Annotated in this window: 20 protein-coding genes; 7 read left to right on the plus strand and 13 right to left on the minus strand. The window is 69.4% G+C overall.

Annotated elements, in window-relative coordinates:
- Positions 1-111 precede the first annotated feature (111 nt).
- Positions 112-981 (plus strand): gamma-glutamyl-gamma-aminobutyrate hydrolase family protein, encoded by an 870-nt coding sequence (locus FOZ74_RS07355; RefSeq protein WP_146912449.1) that lies wholly within the window; start codon positions 112-114, stop codon positions 979-981.
- Between the two features lie 67 nt (positions 982-1,048).
- On the opposite strand, the gene FOZ74_RS07360 is transcribed toward FOZ74_RS07355, so the two are convergent.
- The 8 genes from FOZ74_RS07360 to FOZ74_RS07395 form a co-directional block, all read right to left on the minus strand.
- Positions 1,049-1,522: an FKBP-type peptidyl-prolyl cis-trans isomerase gene (locus FOZ74_RS07360; protein ID WP_146912450.1), complete on the minus strand. Its 474-nt coding sequence runs from the start codon at positions 1,520-1,522 to the stop codon at positions 1,049-1,051.
- A gap of 60 nt (positions 1,523-1,582) precedes the next feature.
- Positions 1,583-2,647, minus strand: coding sequence for an endonuclease/exonuclease/phosphatase family protein (locus FOZ74_RS07365; protein WP_146912451.1), 1,065 nt, complete (start codon positions 2,645-2,647; stop codon positions 1,583-1,585).
- Between the two features lie 142 nt (positions 2,648-2,789).
- Positions 2,790-4,007 (minus strand): MFS transporter, encoded by a 1,218-nt coding sequence (locus FOZ74_RS07370; RefSeq protein ID WP_146912452.1) that lies wholly within the window; start codon positions 4,005-4,007, stop codon positions 2,790-2,792.
- Positions 4,008-4,072: 65 nt separating this feature from the next.
- Positions 4,073-4,639, minus strand: a complete 567-nt coding sequence (locus tag FOZ74_RS07375; RefSeq protein WP_146914121.1) for a DUF1439 domain-containing protein — start codon at positions 4,637-4,639, stop codon at positions 4,073-4,075.
- 20 nt (positions 4,640-4,659) lie between these two features.
- Positions 4,660-5,358, minus strand: coding sequence for a glutathione S-transferase N-terminal domain-containing protein (locus FOZ74_RS07380; RefSeq protein WP_146912453.1), 699 nt, complete (start codon positions 5,356-5,358; stop codon positions 4,660-4,662).
- Positions 5,359-5,368: 10 nt separating this feature from the next.
- Positions 5,369-5,758: a VOC family protein gene (locus FOZ74_RS07385; protein ID WP_146912454.1), complete on the minus strand. Its 390-nt coding sequence runs from the start codon at positions 5,756-5,758 to the stop codon at positions 5,369-5,371.
- Between the two features lie 87 nt (positions 5,759-5,845).
- On the minus strand, positions 5,846-6,220 hold the full coding sequence (locus FOZ74_RS07390) for a DUF4124 domain-containing protein (protein ID WP_146912455.1): 375 nt from the start codon (positions 6,218-6,220) through the stop codon (positions 5,846-5,848).
- A 6-nt stretch (positions 6,221-6,226) separates the two neighbouring features.
- Positions 6,227-9,130: a DNA topoisomerase III gene (locus tag FOZ74_RS07395; RefSeq protein ID WP_146912456.1), complete on the minus strand. Its 2,904-nt coding sequence runs from the start codon at positions 9,128-9,130 to the stop codon at positions 6,227-6,229.
- A gap of 83 nt (positions 9,131-9,213) precedes the next feature.
- Between FOZ74_RS07395 and FOZ74_RS07400 the strand changes: the two genes are divergently transcribed.
- The 3 genes from FOZ74_RS07400 to FOZ74_RS07410 are packed head-to-tail and all read left to right on the plus strand — an operon-like array spanning position 9,214 to position 11,252.
- Positions 9,214-9,738, plus strand: a complete 525-nt coding sequence (locus tag FOZ74_RS07400) for an SET domain-containing protein (protein WP_255437818.1) — start codon at positions 9,214-9,216, stop codon at positions 9,736-9,738.
- Positions 9,735-10,553 carry a biotin--[acetyl-CoA-carboxylase] ligase gene (locus tag FOZ74_RS07405; protein WP_146912457.1) on the plus strand — a complete coding sequence of 273 codons (819 nt, stop codon included), beginning with the start codon at positions 9,735-9,737 and terminating at the stop codon, positions 10,551-10,553. The genes FOZ74_RS07400 and FOZ74_RS07405 overlap by 4 nt, the downstream gene beginning before the upstream one ends.
- 3 nt (positions 10,554-10,556) lie before the next feature.
- On the plus strand, positions 10,557-11,252 hold the full coding sequence (locus FOZ74_RS07410) for an SPOR domain-containing protein (protein ID WP_146912458.1): 696 nt from the start codon (positions 10,557-10,559) through the stop codon (positions 11,250-11,252).
- 22 nt (positions 11,253-11,274) lie between these two features.
- On the opposite strand, the gene FOZ74_RS07415 is transcribed toward FOZ74_RS07410, so the two are convergent.
- From FOZ74_RS07415 to FOZ74_RS07425, 3 genes are all read right to left on the minus strand, one after another.
- Positions 11,275-12,729: a sensor histidine kinase N-terminal domain-containing protein gene (locus tag FOZ74_RS07415; protein WP_146912459.1), complete on the minus strand. Its 1,455-nt coding sequence runs from the start codon at positions 12,727-12,729 to the stop codon at positions 11,275-11,277.
- Between the two features lie 58 nt (positions 12,730-12,787).
- Positions 12,788-13,462, minus strand: a complete 675-nt coding sequence (locus FOZ74_RS07420) for a response regulator transcription factor (protein WP_146912460.1) — start codon at positions 13,460-13,462, stop codon at positions 12,788-12,790.
- Positions 13,463-13,560: 98 nt separating this feature from the next.
- Positions 13,561-14,049 (minus strand): MarR family winged helix-turn-helix transcriptional regulator, encoded by a 489-nt coding sequence (locus FOZ74_RS07425; protein WP_146912461.1) that lies wholly within the window; start codon positions 14,047-14,049, stop codon positions 13,561-13,563.
- 108 nt (positions 14,050-14,157) lie between these two features.
- Between FOZ74_RS07425 and recA the strand changes: the two genes are divergently transcribed.
- On the plus strand, positions 14,158-15,258 hold the full coding sequence (gene recA / locus FOZ74_RS07430; protein WP_146912462.1) for a recombinase RecA: 1,101 nt from the start codon (positions 14,158-14,160) through the stop codon (positions 15,256-15,258).
- 116 nt (positions 15,259-15,374) lie between these two features.
- Positions 15,375-15,863, plus strand: a complete 489-nt coding sequence (gene recX, locus FOZ74_RS07435) for a recombination regulator RecX (RefSeq protein WP_146912463.1) — start codon at positions 15,375-15,377, stop codon at positions 15,861-15,863.
- 33 nt (positions 15,864-15,896) lie between these two features.
- On the opposite strand, the gene FOZ74_RS07440 is transcribed toward recX, so the two are convergent.
- The gene (locus FOZ74_RS07440; RefSeq protein ID WP_146912464.1) at positions 15,897-16,448 is read right to left on the minus strand and encodes a shikimate kinase; all 552 of its coding nucleotides are present in this window, start codon (positions 16,446-16,448) and stop codon (positions 15,897-15,899) included.
- A 74-nt stretch (positions 16,449-16,522) separates the two neighbouring features.
- Between FOZ74_RS07440 and FOZ74_RS07445 the strand changes: the two genes are divergently transcribed.
- Positions 16,523-16,975, plus strand: coding sequence for a PACE efflux transporter (locus tag FOZ74_RS07445; RefSeq protein WP_146912465.1), 453 nt, complete (start codon positions 16,523-16,525; stop codon positions 16,973-16,975).
- Here the strand turns inward: FOZ74_RS07445 and FOZ74_RS07450 are convergent.
- Positions 16,917-17,645: a TetR/AcrR family transcriptional regulator gene (locus tag FOZ74_RS07450; RefSeq protein WP_146912466.1), complete on the minus strand. Its 729-nt coding sequence runs from the start codon at positions 17,643-17,645 to the stop codon at positions 16,917-16,919. The two genes, FOZ74_RS07445 and FOZ74_RS07450, sit on opposite strands and share 59 nt — an antisense overlap.
- Between the last annotated feature and the right edge of the window lie 41 nt (positions 17,646-17,686).

The following is a 17,686-nucleotide window of genomic DNA, read 5'->3' on the forward strand; positions in this document are numbered from 1 at the left end:
CCCGGCGGCGGCGCCAGTGTCGCGGACGCGAAAACAACAGAGGCGCTCAAAGCGCCAGGCAAGTGCCGCAGCAGTGCGCACTGGCATGCGGGCGGTGATACAACGGCAGACATGCCCGAATCGGTACGCCTCAAGATCGGCCTGTCGGCCTGCTTCTCCTATGCCGACCCGCAGCGCCACCTGTTCACCGGCAAGACGCTGCAGTACATCGAACAGTCGATCGCGCACTGGATCATGTCCGCCGGCGCGCTGGTGGTCGTCATTCCCTGCCCCACCGGCGAGACGGCGCGCGGCGACGTCACGCTCAAGCACTACGCGCGCTGGCTCGACGGCGTGGTGCTGCACGGCGGCTCGGACGTCTGGCCCGGTCACTACGGCGAGGTGGCGCTCGCCCCCGAGTGGGAGGGCGACCGCGTGCGCGACCTCTACGACCTGGCGGTGATCGAGGCCTTCGAGCAGGCGGGCAAGCCCGTCTTCGGCGTCTGCCGCGGGCTGCAGATCATCAACGTGGCCTTTGGCGGCACGCTCTACCAGGACATCGAGAGCCAGCTGGCCGGCGCCCAGCGCCACCGCGACCCGCTGGAGTACGACCGCCATGTGCACGACATCCGCATCGAGCCGCGCACCCGCCTGGCGCGGCTGTACCCGGGGCGCGTGCAGGCCACGGTCAACAGCATCCACCACCAGGGCATCAAGACCCTGGCGCCGGGCTTCGCCGTCGAGGCCTGGAGCATGCCCGACCAGGTGCCCGAGGCCATCCGGCGCACCGCGCGCCACGGCCGCGGCTACATCGCCGCCACGCAGTGGCACCCGGAATTTCGCACCCGCGCCGACGTGACGCTGGACGACGCGCCCATCCTGCACGACTTTCTGGATGCCTGCGAGCGCGCGCGCCACCACCGCTGGCCGGGCAGCAGTCCCCTGCACATCCGCGACCGCGCCTCGCGCCTGCTGCGCCAGGCGCTGCTCAGACGTTTCTAGGTACTGGCCAGAATATTGGTCAAATCGGCCGCAAACGCTTGCCTGGTAAGCGCCTGCAGCTATGTTTTCAGTGGTGGTGACCGTGGCCGCCGTGCACGTGGCGGTGAGCAATTTCCTCCGCCGTGGCGGCGCGCACCTCGGTCACCTTGAAGGCAAAGCGCAGCGCCTTGCCCGCCAGCGGGTGGTTGCCGTCCAGATGCACCTCGGGGCCCTTGATCTTGACCACGCGGTAGTGGCGCGCCTGGCCGTCGTCCCCCATGCGCTGCAGGTGGCCACCGACCTTCACGCCCGGCGGAAATTCGCTCCTGGGGATGGTGAGCACCAGGGCCTCGTCGCGCGGGCCGAAAGCTTCCTCGATGGCCAGCTCGATGGCACTGGCGTGGCCCACGCCCTGGCCTTCCAGCGCCTGCTCCACCTTGGGGAAGATGCCCTCATGGCCGCCGTGCAGGTAGGCGGTGTGGCCGTTGTCCAGGGTCTGGCCGGTGCGCGGGTCGGTGAGCTTGTATTGCAGGGTGACGGCGGAGTCTTTGGTGATTTGCATGGCGGTGGGCTGCAGGAGGTGGGGATGGGGCGATTGTGTCAGGCGAGGGCCGGCCAGCCGTCATTTGTGCAGTGCCGGCCGCACCCGCACCGGACGATGGTCGCTGCCCAGATCCGCGCCCAGGGCCGCATCCTCGACCCGCAGGCCGGGCGTTACGAGGACATGGTCCAGCGGAAGGATGGAAAGCCAGCCGCCCAGATTGGGCCAGGTGGGTGCAAGGCCGCTGGCGCGCAGCAAGGGGGCGGCGCCCCGCAGGCCGGTGGACCAGGGCGAGTCGTTCATGTCGCCCAACAGGATGCCGGGCATGCCCCCACCGGTCAGCAGCCCGGCTTCCTGTCGCAGGCTTGCATCGCGCTCGCGGGCGTAGGCAGAGCTGATGGGCGGCATCGGGTGCACGGCGGTCAGGGCCAATCCGTGGCCGTTCACATCCAGAACGAGGCGCAGTTTCAGCGTCGCCAGGGTATCCGCAGGCAGCACCCTCTGGGTCGAGGCGATGGGGTGCTTGGACAGCACGCCCAGCCCGAATTGATCCTCGCTCGGTTCGAGCGCACGGTAGGGGTAGGCCGCCAGCAGTTCGGGGCGCGTCACCAGGGCCATGGCAGACGGGGTGAACTCCTGCAGTGCGATGACATCCGGCGCGTCTGCCGAGAGCAGCCAGGCTGCGAGTGCGGCGTGCTCGCTGCGCTCGAAGTTCAGGTTGGCGCTGGCCACGGTGAGCGTGGCGGCGGCCTTGCCCGACGCGGTGCGCACACTGGCACCGGGCGACGCGTGCAACCACGCCGCCGCAACCATGGCCAGCGGCGGCAGCAGGGCCAAGGATGGGCGGCGAGAGCGCAAGGACACTGCGAGCAAGGCGCCGGCAAGCGCCAGGCCTGCGTACAACCATTGCCAATGCGAAACCAGACCCGCCAGCCAACGCAGACTGTCCGGCATGGCCGCTTCGGGTAGAGAAGGCAGGAAGGCGCTCATGGCACCGAGGCCGCACAGCCAAGTCACCACGACGGCGCGCCGGGCGATGGCGTTTGCGAGGCCGGGCTTGCGGGCGCGCCCTGGTCTGTCCGATGGCGCTGCCAAGGCGGCGCTGGCGCTGGCGTTGGTGTCGGTGGCGGAAAACCAGGGTTTCAATGCGGGCCCTCGGAAAGTTCTCAATGCGGCCGCGCTCACCAGCCGAATCACCACGCCTTGCCCAAGGTCGGCGGCGTGCGCCGCTGCGAGCACGACACGGGCATGGGCGGCAGGTTCACGGGCGCCGCCAGGCCCGAGAAGCTCAGGCAGCCTTGCGCCGCGGATGCTCTATCGTCGGCAGGAAAATCGTCAAAAGCCCCAGCAGCGGCAGGAAGGCGCAGATCTGGTAGACAAACTCGATGCCGTGGCTGTCGGCCACCACGCCGAGCACCGCCGCGCCGATGCCGCCCATGCCGAAGGCAAAGCCGAAGAACATGCCCGAGACGGCGCCGATCTTGCCGGGCATCAGCTCCTGCGCATAGACCAGGATGGCCGAAAACGCCGAGGCGATCACCAGGCCGATGATGAAGATCAGGATGCCGGTCCACATCAGGTTCACGTGGGGCAGCGCCAGCGTGAACGGGGCCACGCCCAGGATGGACACCCAGATCACCGGCTTGCGCCCGATGTGGTCGCCGATCGGCCCGCCGGCGAGCGTGCCCGCCGCCACCGCGAACAGGAAGACGAACAGGTGGATCTGCGAGGCCTGCACCGAGACGCCGAAATGCTGTATCAGGTAGAAGGTGTAGTAGCTGGTGATGCCGGCGAGGTAGAAGTACTTGGAGAAGATCAGCACCAGCAGCACCGCGATGGCCCGCACCACCAGGCGGTGCGGGACAGGGCTGGCGGCCTCGCTCACCTTCCTGGCCGCGGCGGGGCGGCTCAGGAACTGGCGCTGGTACCAGTTGCCGATCTGCCAGAGCACCGCGATGGCCACCAGCGCCGCCAGCGCGAACCAGGCGATCGCGCCCTGTCCGTGGGGCAGCACGATGAGGGCGGCCAGCAGCGGCCCGAGCGCCGAGCCGGTATTGCCCCCGACCTGAAAGATCGACTGCGCCAGCCCGTGCTGCCCGCCCGAGGCCAGGCGCGCGATGCGCGAGGACTCGGGGTGGAACACCGACGAGCCGGTACCCACCAGCGCCGCCGCGATGAGGATGACGATGAAGTTGGGCGCCACCGACAGCAGCAGCAGCCCGCACAGCGTCGAGCCCATGCCGAAGGCCAGCGAATGCGGCTTGGGGTGCCGGTCGGTGTACAGGCCCACCAGCGGCTGCAGCATGGAGGCGGTGAGCTGGTAGGTCAGGGTGATCAGCCCGATCTGCAGGAAGCTCAGGTTGAAGTCGCCCTTGAGGATGGGGTAGATCGCCAGGATCAACGACTGGATCATGTCGTTGAGCATGTGCGAGAAGCTGATCGCGCCCAGCACGCGGTAGCGCGTGGGGTTGGCTGCGGCGAGGGTGGCAGTGGCGGCGGGCGGCATGGTGGGCGGCGTGCAAACGAACCCTCAATGGTAGCGGCGCGCCCGCTTTCGCGCTGTTGCCCGTGTTACTCGGTCTGGCCCTTGGCCACCAGCGCGATGCGCAGGCCCTCGGGCGTGACGCTGATCGCGCCAGGCTGCAGGCCCAGGGTGTCGGCCAGCAGCAGGTCTTGTTCGCGCAGGCGGTAGAGCACCACCTCGCGCAGCGACTGGCGCAGCCCCTCGGCCAGGCTCTGGCGCAGCAACTGCTGCGCGGGCGCCGGCAGCTCGGCCAGGTGCAGCGCGTTCAGGTGCAGCCCGGTGGCGCGCAGGCTGCGGTCGCTCGCCTCATAGCGCAGCGCAAAGTCCAGGTCGGCCTCGCCCGTGTAGGCGCGCGCCAGCAAGGGGCCGCTGGCGCCGAGCTCAAGCCGCGCGCCCAGGTGATCGAGCGCGGGCAGCAGCCGCAGGCGCGGCGCCTGCACCACCACGTCCAGCAGGCCCTGCACGCTCAGGCGCCGGGGGAAGTGCCCGTCCACCGCCGCCTGCAGGCGCTCGAGCGGCACGGTGACGCTGCGCGGCCCGCCGCGCCCCGTGGTGCAGGCAGCGGCGCCCGCCAGCCACGCGAGGCTCCCCGCCAGCCAGCGACGGCGGCGCATCCGGGCCACGGGCGGCGGCCTCAGCCGCGCGCCGGAATGTTCAGCCCGCGCTGCACCGCCGGCCGCGCCAGGAAGACATCGAGCACCCGTGCCACCTCGGGGTAGCTGCCCCAGGCGACCAGGTCGCCGGCTTCATAAAAGCCGATGAGGTTGCGCACCCAGGGGAAGATGGCGATGTCGGCAATGCCGTAGGCGTCGCCCACCAGCCACTGGCGGCCCTTCAGGTGCTTGTCCAGCACGCCCAGCAGGCGGCGCGACTCGTTGACGTAGCGGTCGCGCGGGCGCTTGTCCTCGAATTCCTTGCCGGCGAATTTGTGGAAGAAGCCGAGCTGGCCAAACATCGGCCCCAGCCCCCCCATCTGCCACATCAGCCACTGCAGGGTTTCATAGCGCTGCGCCGGATCGCGGCTGAGCAGCTTGCCGGTCTTCTCGGCCAGATAGATCAGGATGGCGCCCGATTCCCACAGTACCAGCGGCTTGCCGCCGGGACCGTCGGGGTCGAGGATGGCCGGTATCTTGTTGTTCGGGTTCAGCGACAGGAACTCGGGCGAGAGCTGGTCGTTGGTCTCGAAGCTCACCAGGTGCGGCTCATACGGCAGGCCCAGTTCTTCTAGCGCGATCGATGCCTTCACGCCGTTGGGCGTGGGCAGGGAATACAGCTGCAGGCGTTCGGGGAATTCGGCCGGCCATTTGGCGGCGATGGGGTGGGTCCAGGTCATGTCTCTTTCCTCAGTGGGCTTCCCTTGCGGGGCGGTGCAGCAGGCAAAGCTTGTTGCCGTCGGGGTCGCGCAGATAGGCCAGGTAGATGCGGTGCTTGCCGCTCTCGCGCCAGCCGGGCGGGTCTTCGCAGCTGCTGCCGCCGGCGGCGACGGCGGCGTCGTGCGCGGCCTGGGCCTGTTCGGGCGACGCGGCGGCGAAGCCCAGGGTGCCACCGTTGCCGACGCTGGCGGGTTGCCCGTCGATCGGCGTGGTGATGCCGAAGGTGCCGCCGCCGCTGCGGTAGAAGTAGCGGTAGCGGTCGAACACCGCGGGGCCTACTCCCAGCGCGCCGAAGAAGGCGTCATAAAAGCGCTTGGCGCGCTCAAGATCGTTGCTGCCCAGGATGACGTGGCTGAACATGGGGGCGGGTCTCCGACAAGGTTGGGATGGTGATTCGGTTTGCGCCTCGATGGTAGCGGCAGCGCGGCGTGGGCGCTGGCGCGGCCCTCAGGGCCGAGGCGGCTGCGCACCGCCGCCCGGGCCCGCAGGCAGCACGCTGAGGGCGCCGTCGAGCGCCTGCTCGCGCGTGCCCGCCGGACAGGGCTGGTTGGTATAGACCACCCGCCCGTCCTGCGCGAGGCACTTGCGCGGCGGCGGCGGGGGAGGTTCCAGGTCCGCGCCGGGGCGCGCGCCGGCGCCGGCCGGGCGCTTGCCCGGCGGCAGGCTCTCGGGCCCGGGCCGGGTGCTCTTGCGCCACAGCTGCTCAAGCCAGGGGCCGGCTTCGGGCAGCCAGGCCGCGCGCGTATGCCAGGCGGCTGCGGCGCCCGCGAGCACCAGCACGGCGACGGCCGCCCAGGTGATGCGCTCGCCCCGGCTGAGCATGGGCCATCACCCCAGATGCTGACCCAGGATGCCCGCGAGTTCGAACATGCCCGCGCGCTCCTTGCCGAAGACCGCGCGCAGCTTCTCGTCGGCGACGATCTGGCGCTTGTCCTGCGGGTCCTGCAAGCCGTGGGTGCGGATGTATTCCCAGAGCTTCTTCACCGCGGCCGGCCGGTTCACCGCCTCGGTGCCGATAACCGCGGCCAGGGCCGCGCTGGGCGCCTTGCCGCTGGCCGCCGTGGTCTTGCGCGGGGTCTTTTTGGCCGCGGGTTTGGCAGCTTTTTTGGCTGTAGCGCCCGCCCTGCCTGCGCCAACAGCTCCTGTTTTTGAAGCAGCCGTCTTGCGCGGCGGAAATTTGCCTTCGCGCGGCTCGAACTCGAAGTTGACCTTGCCCGCCCCAGCGTCCCAGGCCAGGCGCGCCTTGAAGGGGCGGCGCGTGCGGTTGGAGATGAATTTGTCCAGCAGGTCGGTCTTGCCCGTGGCCAGCAGCTTTTGCATCTGCTCGCGCTCTATCGGCTGCTGCAGGATGGTCTTGCCGCTCTTGAAGCTGCAGCTGGGTACGGCCTGCTCGGCCGTGGGCACGGCGCGCGCGCAGACGTAGTTGCTGCCATGCTCGTGCACCTCGGCGCCGCAGGCCGGGCAGGCGCCCAGCGAGGCGTCGGCAAACTGCACCAGCTCACCAGTCTCCCCTTCGTTCTTGTCGTCGCCAAAGTCGAATTCCAGCTTGTAGCCCCCCGCCGCCTCGGCATCGGCGACGATGGCGATCTCGGCGGTGAAGGGCCAGCCGGCCTTGGAGCGAAAGCCCGTGAGCGGCCCGATGCGCCGTTCACGCAAAAGCTGCTCGGCCTCGGCCACCTCGAAGGTGCGCCCGGCGGGCGACTTGCCAAACGAGAAGCCGCAGCCCTCGCCCCCGTCCTTGCCGGTGCAGGCGTAGCGGCGGTAGTTTTCCTTCACCACGCCACCGCAGTTGGGGCAGGGCGATTGCAGGGTGGCGTAGTTGCCGGGGATGGTGTCGCGGTCGTATTCCTTGGCCTTCCTGACCATGCGCTCGGTCATCTCGGCAATCTGCTGCATGAAGGCGGCGCGCGAGAGCTGGCCCTTTTCCATCTGCGCCAGCTTGTATTCCCACTCGCCGGTCAGCTCGGCCTTGCACAGCTCATTGACCTGCAGGCCGCGCAGGAGCGTCATGAGCTGGAAGGCCTTGGCCGTGGGGATGAGTTCGCGGCCTTCGCGCAGCATGTATTTTTCAGTCAGCAAGCCTTCGATGATGGCCGCGCGCGTGGCGGGTGTGCCCAGGCCTTTCTCCTGCATGGCCTCGCGCAGTTCGTCGTCATCGATCTGCTTGCCCGCGCTCTCCATCGCGCCCAGCAGCGTGGCTTCGGAATAGCGTGCCGGCGGCTTGGTTTTCAGGCCCTTGGCATCCACCTGGGCGGCCAGCGGGCGCTCGCCCGGCTGCACCGCCACCAGCGGCTGGCCCTTGTCGCCGTCCTTGCCACCTTCGGCATCCACGGCGGCCTCCTTGCCGTAGATGGCCAGCCAGCCGGGCTTGACCAGCACCTTGCCCTCGGTCTTGAAGTGGTGCTCGGCGATTTGCGAGATTCGCGTGGTGACCTGGAATTCCGCGCTCGGGAAGAACACCGCCAGAAAGCGGCGCACCACCAGGTCGTAGAGTTTCTGCTCGGCCTCCGACAGGCCGTGCGGCGCCTGCGTGGTGGGGATGATGGCGAAGTGGTCGCTGATCTTGCTGTTGTCGAACACCCGGCGGCTGGGGCGCAGATAGCCTTGCTCCAGCGCCTGGCGCGCAAACGGGGCCAGGTGGCCCAAAGTGCTGGCAGCGAGCACCTCCAGCGTCTGGCGCGCGGTGCCCAGGTAGTCCTCGGGCAGATGGCGCGAATCGGTACGCGGGTAGGTCAGAGCCTTGTGCTTTTCATACAGGGCCTGGGCCAGCGCCAGCGTGGTCTTGGCGGAAAAGCCGAAGCGCCCGTTGGCCTCGCGCTGCAGGCTAGTCAGGTCAAACAGCAGCGGGCTGGCCTGGGTGGTGGGCTTGGCCTCCTCGGTCACCGTGGCGGCCTGGCCGCGCACCGCCTCGGCAATGGCACGGGCCTGGGCTTCGTTCCAGAGCCGGTCGGCGCGGGCCTCCGGGTCGTCACCCTTCCTGAAGGCCGGGTCGAACCACTTGCCCAGGTAGTCGCCCGCCTGCGCGGCGAAGGTGCCGTGCACCTCCCAGTAGTCACGGCTTCTGAAGGCGCGGATCTTTTCCTCGCGCTCCACGACCAGCGAGAGCGTGGGCGTCTGCACCCGCCCCACGGTAGTCAAGAAGAAGCCCCCGCCCTGGGAGTTGAACGCGGTCATGGCGCGCGTGCCGTTGATGCCCACCAGCCAATCGGCCTCGGAGCGGCTGCGCGCGGCGTCCGCCAGGCCCTGCATCTGCTGCTCGCTCCGCAAGCGCTCGAAACCGTCGCGGATCGCCTGCGGCGTCATGCTCTGCAGCCACAGGCGGCGGATCGGCTTGCCCAGCGTGCCCTTGGCGCCACCGGCGTATTGCTCGATCAGGCGAAAGATCAGCTCGCCCTCGCGCCCCGCGTCGCAGGCGTTGATGAGTTCGCTCACGTCCTTGCGCTTGGCCAGCCTGACCACGGCCGCCAGGCGGCTCTTGGTCTTGTCCACCGGTTTCAGGTCAAAGCGCGGCGGGATGACCGGCAGATGGGCAAAGCTCCACTTGCCGCGCTTGACGTCGAATTCTTCCGGCGCCTGGATTTCCACCAGATGGCCGACGGCGCTGGTGACGACGTAACGCTCGTTCTCGAAATGGTCCTCGTGCTTGTCGAACTTTCCGGTGGTGGCCGTGAGGGCGCGCACGATGTCCTGCGCGACCGAGGGTTTTTCCGCAATGACCAGTTGTTTGCTCATGGTGTCTTGTGCAGCACTTCTACAATGTGTGGCCCCACGCGCACGCGCGCGCAGGTGTGTATGCATACAAGGTAGCAGAGATTTTGTCCCAGCCCCCCGCCCCCCGCCCCCAGGCCCCGCGCGGCCGCCGCATCCAGGTGCGCCGCTCGGGCGTGCACGGCAAGGGGGTGTTTGCGCTGCAGGCCATCGCCGAGGGCGAGGTCATCATCGAATACCTGGGCGAGGTGATCTCCTGGGACGAGGCGCAGGAGCGCCATCCGCACGACCCGGCCCAGCCCAACCACACCTTCTACTTCCACGTGGATGAAGACCACGTGATCGACGCCAACGTGGGCGGCAACGCCGCGCGCTGGATCAACCACAGCTGCGAGCCCAACTGCTGGGCCGACGAGGTGCAGGGCCGCATCTTCATCACCGCGCTGCGCGACATCGCCGCGGGCGAAGAGCTCAACTACGACTACGGCCTGATCATCGAGGAGCGCTACACCAAGAAGCTCAAGGCGCAGTACGCCTGCCGCTGCGCCAGCCCGCACTGCCGCGGCACCATGCTCGCGCCCAAGCGCGGCTGGCGCCCGCTGCAGCCTGCGCCCGGGGGCCGGCGCGCATGAGCGCGGGCGACTGGCCGCTGGCGGCGCTGCGCGCGCAGCTTGCGCCGCTGCTGCCGGATCTTGTGATCGAGGTGGCGCCCAGCATCGATTCGAGCAACTCCGAGCTGCTGCGCCGCGCGCGCAGGGGCACGCTCGCGCCCACGCTCCTGATTGCCGAGGAACAGACCGCCGGGCGTGGACGCCAGGGACGCAACTGGTACAGCGGTGCGGGCGACGTGCTGGCCGTCTCCATCGGCCTGCCCTATGCGCCGCGCGACTGGTCGGGCCTGTCGCTGGCCGTGGGCGTGGCACTGGCCGAAAGCCTGCAGCCGCAATGGCCCGCGCAGGGCAGCGGGCAGCCGCGCATCCTGCTCAAATGGCCCAACGACCTGTGGCTGGAGGACGGGCGCAAGCTTGCCGGCGTACTGATCGAAACCACCGAAATGGCCGACGGCAGCGGCCGGCGCTGCGTCATCGTGGGCGTCGGCATCAACCTGCAGCCGCCGCCGGCGCAGGGATTGCGCACGCCCGCCGCCTGCCTGCAGGACCTGGATGCGCGCCTGGACGGCCCCGCGGCCCTGCTGCGCTATGCCGCACCCGTGGTGCGCACGCTGCTCGGTTTTGCCGAAAGCGGCTTCGCCCCCTTCCAGCCGCGCTTTGCGCGGCGCGACTACCTCAAGGGCCGGGCGGTGCAGCTGAGCAACGGCGTGCAGGGCACGGCCTGTGGCGTGCAGGACGATGGCGCGCTGCAGCTGTCCACGCGGGGCGGCCTGCAGCGCATCACCAGCTTCGAAGTGAGCGTGCGCCCGGCGAGCAGCTGCGGCGCCGGAGCCTGAGCCATGCTGCGCCTGGCCGTACTCGTGCTGCTGCTGGCCAACCTGGGCTACTACGCCTGGAGCAGCGGCCAGCTGCAGCCCTGGGGCCTGGCGCCCCAGAGCGAAGGCGAGCCCGAACGCCTGCAGCGCCAGATCGCGCCGCAGAACCTGGAGCTGCTGCCCGCCGGCAGATCCACGCCGCCGCCCGCCGCGCCGCCGGCGACCCCGGTCCCTGCTGAGACGCCGCCCGCCCCGGCGCAGGTGGCGGCGGAGCCCGTGGCCTGCCTTCAGGCCGGACCCATGGACGAGGCGCGCGCCCAGGGCCTGCGCACTGCGCTGGCCAGCCTGCCGGCGGGCAGCTGGACGCTGGAACCGGGCGAGGTGCCTGCGCGCTGGATGGTCTACATGGGGCGCTTTGCCGACGAGGAAACGCTGGCCAGGAAGCGCGCCGAGCTGCGCGCGCTCAAGCTCGCCTTCGACCGCCCGGGGGCGGCCTTCGAGCCGGGCCTGTCGCTCGGGCGTTTTGCCAGTGAAGAGGCGGCGCAGCGCGGACTGGCCGACCTGGTGGCGCGCGGGGTGCGCACCGCCCGCGTGGTGCAGGAGCGTGCCGCGCAGCCGCGCTACACGCTGGTGCTGCCCGCGGCCACCGCCGCGCTGCGCGCGCAGCTCGACGCGCTGGCGCTGCGCTGGGACGACACGCCGCTGCAGGTTTGTACCTGAGGAGCCAGGCTGCAGCCAGCCGTCAGGCGATGGGCAGTCCGCGCGGCTGAGCCAGCGGCGCGAAACGCACCGTGAAGCGCGTGCCCGGCTGCGCGCTGCCGGGGTGGAGCTGGTCCAGCTGCACGCTGGCGCGGTGCTGGCGCACGATCTCGCGCACGATGGGCAAGCCCAGGCCCGAGCCATCGGCCTCGTGTCCGAGCGAGCGGTAGAACGGCTGGAAGATGAGTTCGCGCTCCTCTTCGGCAATGCCCGGCCCGGAGTTTTCCACCTGCAGCAGCAGCACCTGGCCGAAGGGGTCGGTCACCACGCGCGCGGTGACCACGCCGGGGCTGGCGTCGCTCGAGGGCGTGTAGTTGATGGCGTTGTCCAGCAGGTTGCGCACCAGCTCGGACAGCAGCGTGGCGTTGCCCTCCATCCACACGCCCGGGGCTTCGGGCGGCGCGCCGTCGTAGCCCAGGTCGATGTGCTTGGCCAGCGCCCGCGGCACGCTGTCGTGCACCACGTCGATCACCAGCTGCGCCAGGTTCAGGCGCTGGCGCTGCAGGGTGCTCGCGCCGCCCTCGGCACGCGCCAGCGCCAGCAGCTGGTTGACCGCATGCGTGGCGCGCACCGAGGCGCGGCCGATCTGCAGCAGCGACTTCTTGAGCTCCTCCGCGCTGGTGTCGCGCCGCTGGGCCAGGTCGGCCTGCATGCGCAGCCCCGCCAGCGGCGTCTTGAGCTGGTGCGCGGCGTCGGCCAGAAAGCGTTTTTGCGTAGCCACCGACTCGTGCAGGCGCTCGAGCAGGTCGTTGACCGAATCGACCAGCGGCGCCACCTCCAGCGGCACCGCCTTGTTGTCCAGCGGCGAGAGGTCGCCGGGCTTGCGCCGGCGGATGCGGTCTTCGAGCTGGTGCAGCGGCTTGATGCCGCGCGTGAGCGCCAGCCACACCAGCAGCAGCGCCAGCGGCAGCACGAAGAGCTGGGGCAGCAGCACGCCCTTGATGATTTCCGTGGCCAGCACGCTGCGCTTGGAGCGCGTCTCCGCCACCTGCACCAGCGCCGGATGGAAGTCCGCCTTGGGCAGATGCACCCAGATGTAGGCCACGCGCACGTCGGCGCCGCGCAGCTCATCGTCGCGCAGCTGCACCTCGTCGGCGGCCACCAGGGCGTCGGCCGGCGGCTGGGGCAGGTCGCGTTCGCCGGCAAGCACCGCGCCACTGGGCGCGCGCACCTGAAAGTAGACCACGTCCGACTCGTCGGCGCGCAGCACGCCGGCGTCGGTATTGGCCAGGTTCACGCGCACCAGCCCGTCCTGCACGCTGAGCAGCTCGGCCAGCGCGTAGGCGTTGTATTCCAGCGTGCGGTCAAACGGCTTGTTGGCCAGGTCCTGGGCGACGAACCAGGTCAGCGCCAGGCTGATGGGCCACAGCAGCAGCAGCGGGGTGAGCATCCAGTCCAGGATCTCGCCAAAGAGCGAGCGCTGCTCGGTGCGTTTCATGCAAAAACCGGTGCAAACCCTTGTCAGGTATGCGCTGGCCCCTCTGATTTTTGCAGCATCATGGCTCGATTTTCTGCAGGCAATAGCCCAGGCCGCGCACCGTGGCGATGCGCACCGGGCCGCGCTCTATCTTCTTGCGCAGGCGGTGCACATAGACCTCGATGGCGTTGTTGCTGACTTCTTCGCCCCATTCGCACAGGTGCTCGACGAGCTGGTCCTTGGACACCAGGCGCCCGGTGCGCTGCAGCAGGATTTCCAGCACGCCGAGCTCGCGCCCGGACAGCTCCACCACCTCGCCATCGATGCTGGCCATGCGGCCCACCTGGTCGTAGGTCAGCGGGCCGTGGCGCAGCACATTGGTGGTCGTGCCCAGGCTGCGGCGGGTCAGCGCCCGCACGCGCGCCTCGAGCTCCTGCAGCGAGAACGGCTTGGCCATGTAGTCGTCGGCGCCCAGGTCCAGACCCTTGACGCGCTCTTCCACGCTGTCGGCCGCCGTGAGGATCAGCACCGGCAGCGGCGAGGAACGCGCGCGCAGGCGCTTGAGCACTTCCAGGCCATGCATGCGCGGCAGGCCCAGGTCGAGGATCAGCAGGTCGAACTCGTGGTTGGTCATCAGTGCCGCGTCGGCTTCGCTGCCGTTGGCCACATGGTCCACCACGGCGCCGGCCGCGCGCAGCGAGCGCAACAGGGCGTCGGCGAGGACCTGGTCGTCTTCGGCGATGAGGATGCGCATGCGGGACTGTCTCCTGGTGCGAAATGCTGGGGGCAGCACGGCGGGCGCTGGAGCGCCTTCGAGTGCCCAAATTCTAGGCGAGCCCGGCACCCCCCGGTTCAGCGCCCCGCGGCCGCGCCGTAGGCTTCCAGGCCGAGCAGAACCACCGCGGCCACCTCGTCACCCACTTCGGCGCGAAATTCCTCCTGGGCCCGCTCCACGCTGGCGCGAAAGGCCGCCAGCCAGGCCAGGCCCGTGGCGGTAAAGCGCACGATGCGGGCGCGCGCGTCGAGTGGATCGGGCTCGCGCACCACCAGGCCCCAGGCTTCGCACTGCGCCACCAGCGTGGCCATGGCCTGCTTGCTCATGCCGGCGCGCTCGGCCAGGTCGGTCAGCCGGTCGCCGCGCAGCGACAGGTGGCGCGTGATGTGGATGTGCGCCGCGCCCACCTTCTCGCGCGCCGCCAGGTTGGACAGCGCCAGCGGCACCTGCACATCGCGCGCCATGAGCTGCAGCACGCGCGCGTCGAAGCGCCGGGCGGCATGCCCAAGCAGCCGCCCCAGGTGGGACTGGCGCCAGCGCTCGTCGGGCGGGGTCGGTTCAGGCACGGCTTGATTGTCAGGCAAACTGACCAATTATTAGTGGAAATTTCTTTTATCACCCCTACACTACTGTTCAACCATCCAGTATTCACCGTCCTTCAGCAGGAGTTCAGCATGGACACGGCAAGCAAGACCACCCCCGCACAAACCGAAAAGGCCAAGGCCCTGGCCGCCGCGCTCGCGCAGATCGAAAAGCAGTTCGGCAAGGGCACCATCATGCGCCTGGGCGAAGGCGAAGCCATCGAGGACATCCAGGTCGTCTCCACCGGCTCGCTCGGCCTGGATATCGCGCTGGGCGTGGGCGGCCTGCCGCGCGGCAGAGTGGTCGAGATCTACGGGCCGGAAAGCTCGGGCAAGACCACGCTCACGCTGCAGGTGATTGCCGAGATGCAAAAGCAGGGCGGCACCTGCGCCTTCATCGACGCCGAGCACGCGCTCGATACCAGCTATGCGCAAAAGCTCGGCGTGAACGTCAACGACATCCTGATCAGCCAGCCCGATACCGGCGAGCAGGCGCTGGAAATCGTCGATTCGCTGGTGCGCTCCGGCGCGGTCGACCTGATCGTGGTCGACTCGGTCGCCGCCCTGGTGCCCAAGGCCGAGATCGAAGGCGACATGGGCGACAGCCTGCCCGGCCTGCAGGCGCGCCTCATGAGCCAGGCGCTGCGCAAGCTCACCGCCACCATCAAGAAGACCAACTGCATGGTGATCTTCATCAACCAGATCCGCATGAAGATCGGCGTGATGTTCGGCAGCCCCGAAACCACCACCGGCGGCAACGCGCTCAAGTTCTACGCCTCGGTGCGCCTGGACATCCGGCGCATAGGCACGCTCAAGAAGGGCGACCAGGCGATAGGCAACGAAACCCGCGTCAAGGTGGTCAAGAACAAGGTCAGCCCGCCGTTCAAGACGGCCGAGTTCGACATCCTGTTCGGCGAGGGCATCTCGCGCGAGGGCGAGATCATCGACATGGGGGTGAACGCGCGCATCCTGGAAAAGAGCGGCGCCTGGTATGCCTACAACGGCGAGAAGATCGGCCAGGGGCGCGACAACGCGCGCGAATTCCTGCGTGAGAACCCCGACCTGGCCCACGAGATCGAGAACAAGGTGCGCGAGGGCCTGGGCATCGCGCTGCTGCCCGCGCTGGGCAAGCCCAAGAAGGGCGAAAAAGCCGACAAGGCGGGCAAGGACGCACCGGTGGCGGCAGAGCCGTAGGCCGCGGCCCGCGCCGCTGCGGCGCGGACCCGGACGAAGACCCACAGGTCTGGAATTCTGGTCAAAACCGCCTCAAACCCTTGCTGGTCAGGCGCAAACAGCTCTCCTTTTTGTAGATGAAATCTCCTCCTACGCTCAAGGCCCGCGCGCTGCGCCTGCTCGCGCAGCGCGAGCACTCGCGCGCCGAGCTCATGGCCAAGCTCTCGCGCCATGTGCAGGAGGGCGAAGACCTGAGCGCGCTGCTGGACACGCTGGCGGCCAAGGGCTTCATCGACGAGGCGCGGGTGGCCGAATCGCTGCTGCACCGGCGCGCGCCGCTGCTGGGCAGCCAGCGCGTGCTGCAGGAGCTGCGCAGCAAGGGACTGAGCGAAGAGCTGCTGCGCGCCAGCGCCGAGCAGCTGACGGGCACGGAGGTGGCGCGCGCGCTGGCGGTCTGGCGCAAGCGCTTTGGCGGCGGCCCGGCGCCCGCCGATGCCCGCGAACGGGCGCGGCAGATGCGCTTTCTCGCGGCGCGCGGGTTTTCCGGCGAAACGGTGCGCCGCGCGCTGGCGCGGGCCGGCGAGCCCGAATCCGGACCAGAGCCCGAACCCGGCTGCGCGCCCTGAAGCCGCGCACCGGCGCGCCCGCCGGCGCCGCGCTCAGCCCGGCACGGGGCCGCCGGCGCCGTCCGGCGCAGCCATCTCCAGCTGCATCTGCACCCGGCTCACCAGCGCCTGCACGCTGGCGCGGCGCGTCTCCATGACGTAGTGCGCCACCTCGCGGTACAGCGGGTCGCGCTCGCGAAACAGCAGACGCAGGCGCTCCTGCGGGTTGTCCACCTGCAGCAGCGGGCGCTTGCGGTCGTGGCGCAGGCGGTGAAAGATCTCGTCGGCGTTGGCGCGCAGGTAGAACACCGGCGCGCAGTGCGTGCGCAGCAGCGCGCGGTTGTCGGCGCGCAGCACCACGCCGCCGCCAGTGGACAGCACGATGGGGCCGGGCTGCGCAGCCAGCTCGGCCAGCAGCGCGGCTTCGTGCGCGCGAAACGCGGCTTCGCCCCGGGCTTCGAAGTAGCTGCGGATGCTGCAGCCCAGGCGCTGCTCCAGCTGCTGGTCCATGTCCACGAAGTCGCAGCCCAGCCGCCGCGCCAGGTGGCGGCCCACCGTGGATTTGCCCGAACCCGGCATGCCCACCAGGGTGCAGCGCGTTGCCATAGCCTATGCTCCGTCAAAAGTTGCTGTCGCTCGCGCGCCCGCGCGGGGCGCGCGACGCTTTTTATACTCGCCCGATGTCCGCTTCCCATCAGGCCACGGGGCTGCAAGGCCCCTGGCGCCGGGTGATTTACGTCACCATCTACGAGATCATCGCCATCATCGCATCCGGCCTGCTCTTCATCGCCATAGGGCAGCAGCCAGGCGAGTCCGGCGTGATGGCGGTGGCCGCCTCGGTCATCGCGGTGGTCTGGAACGTCTCCTTCAACGCTGCCTTCGAATGGTGGGAGACGCGCCAGGCGGTCAAGGGCCGCTCGGTCGCGCGGCGCGTGGCGCACGCGATCGGCTTCGAAGGGGGGCTGGCGCTGATCCTGATTCCGCTGATGGCCTGGTGGTTTGGCGTCACGCTCTGGCAGGCGCTGGTGATGGAAGGCGCGCTGGTGGTCTTCTTTCTTGTCTACACCTATGTCTTCAACTGGGTGTTCGACCACTTTTTCGGGCTGCCCGCTTCGGCGCAGGCGGGCGCGTGAGCACGCCGCCGAGCAGCGCCGCCAGGCACTGCTCTATCACCTCTTCGGCGCTGTAGGCGCCGTCGCTCTGGTACCAGCGCCCTATCCAGCTGAGCGCGCCGGCGATCACGAAGGCCATGATCTTGGGGTCGCAGGGCGCGATCGAGCCTTCTTCCACACCCTGCGCGACCAGGCGGCGAAAGGCCAGGTCGATCTCCGACTTCATGCGCCTGAGCTCGCGCCGGCTGGGTTCGGGCACCTCTTCATCGCCCACGCGGATCAGGCACATGCCAAAGGGCTGCACCACGATCTCGGCATAGACCTGCATGCAGGCGCGCAGTTGATCGAGCGCATTGCCGCCCGCCTGGCGCGAGGCCTCTATGCCGTCGAGCGTCATGTGCAGGCCCTTGCGCACGCATTCGAGCAGGATTTCGTCCTTGTTCTTGACGTAGTAGTAGAGCGTGGGCTTGGTGACGTGCAGGCGCGCGGCGATGTCGTCCAGCGAGGTGGCGTGAAAGCCGCGCTCGTTGAACATCTGGGCGGCGGTGGTGAGCACCGCATTGCGTTTGGCCTCGCGCTGCTGCGCGCGTCCGGTCGGCGCGGCCCAGGGGGAAACCACGTGCGCTGCCGGATCTGCCGCTCGCCCGCGCGCACCCACGCTGCGGGGCGGCACTTTTCGCTGTTCAGCCATGTCGCCTTCCTGACCTCATTCGGGTAAGTCCTGATGCCTTG

This window comes from Comamonas flocculans, assembly GCF_007954405.1.
Lineage (GTDB): Bacteria > Pseudomonadota > Gammaproteobacteria > Burkholderiales > Burkholderiaceae_C > Comamonas_C > Comamonas_C flocculans.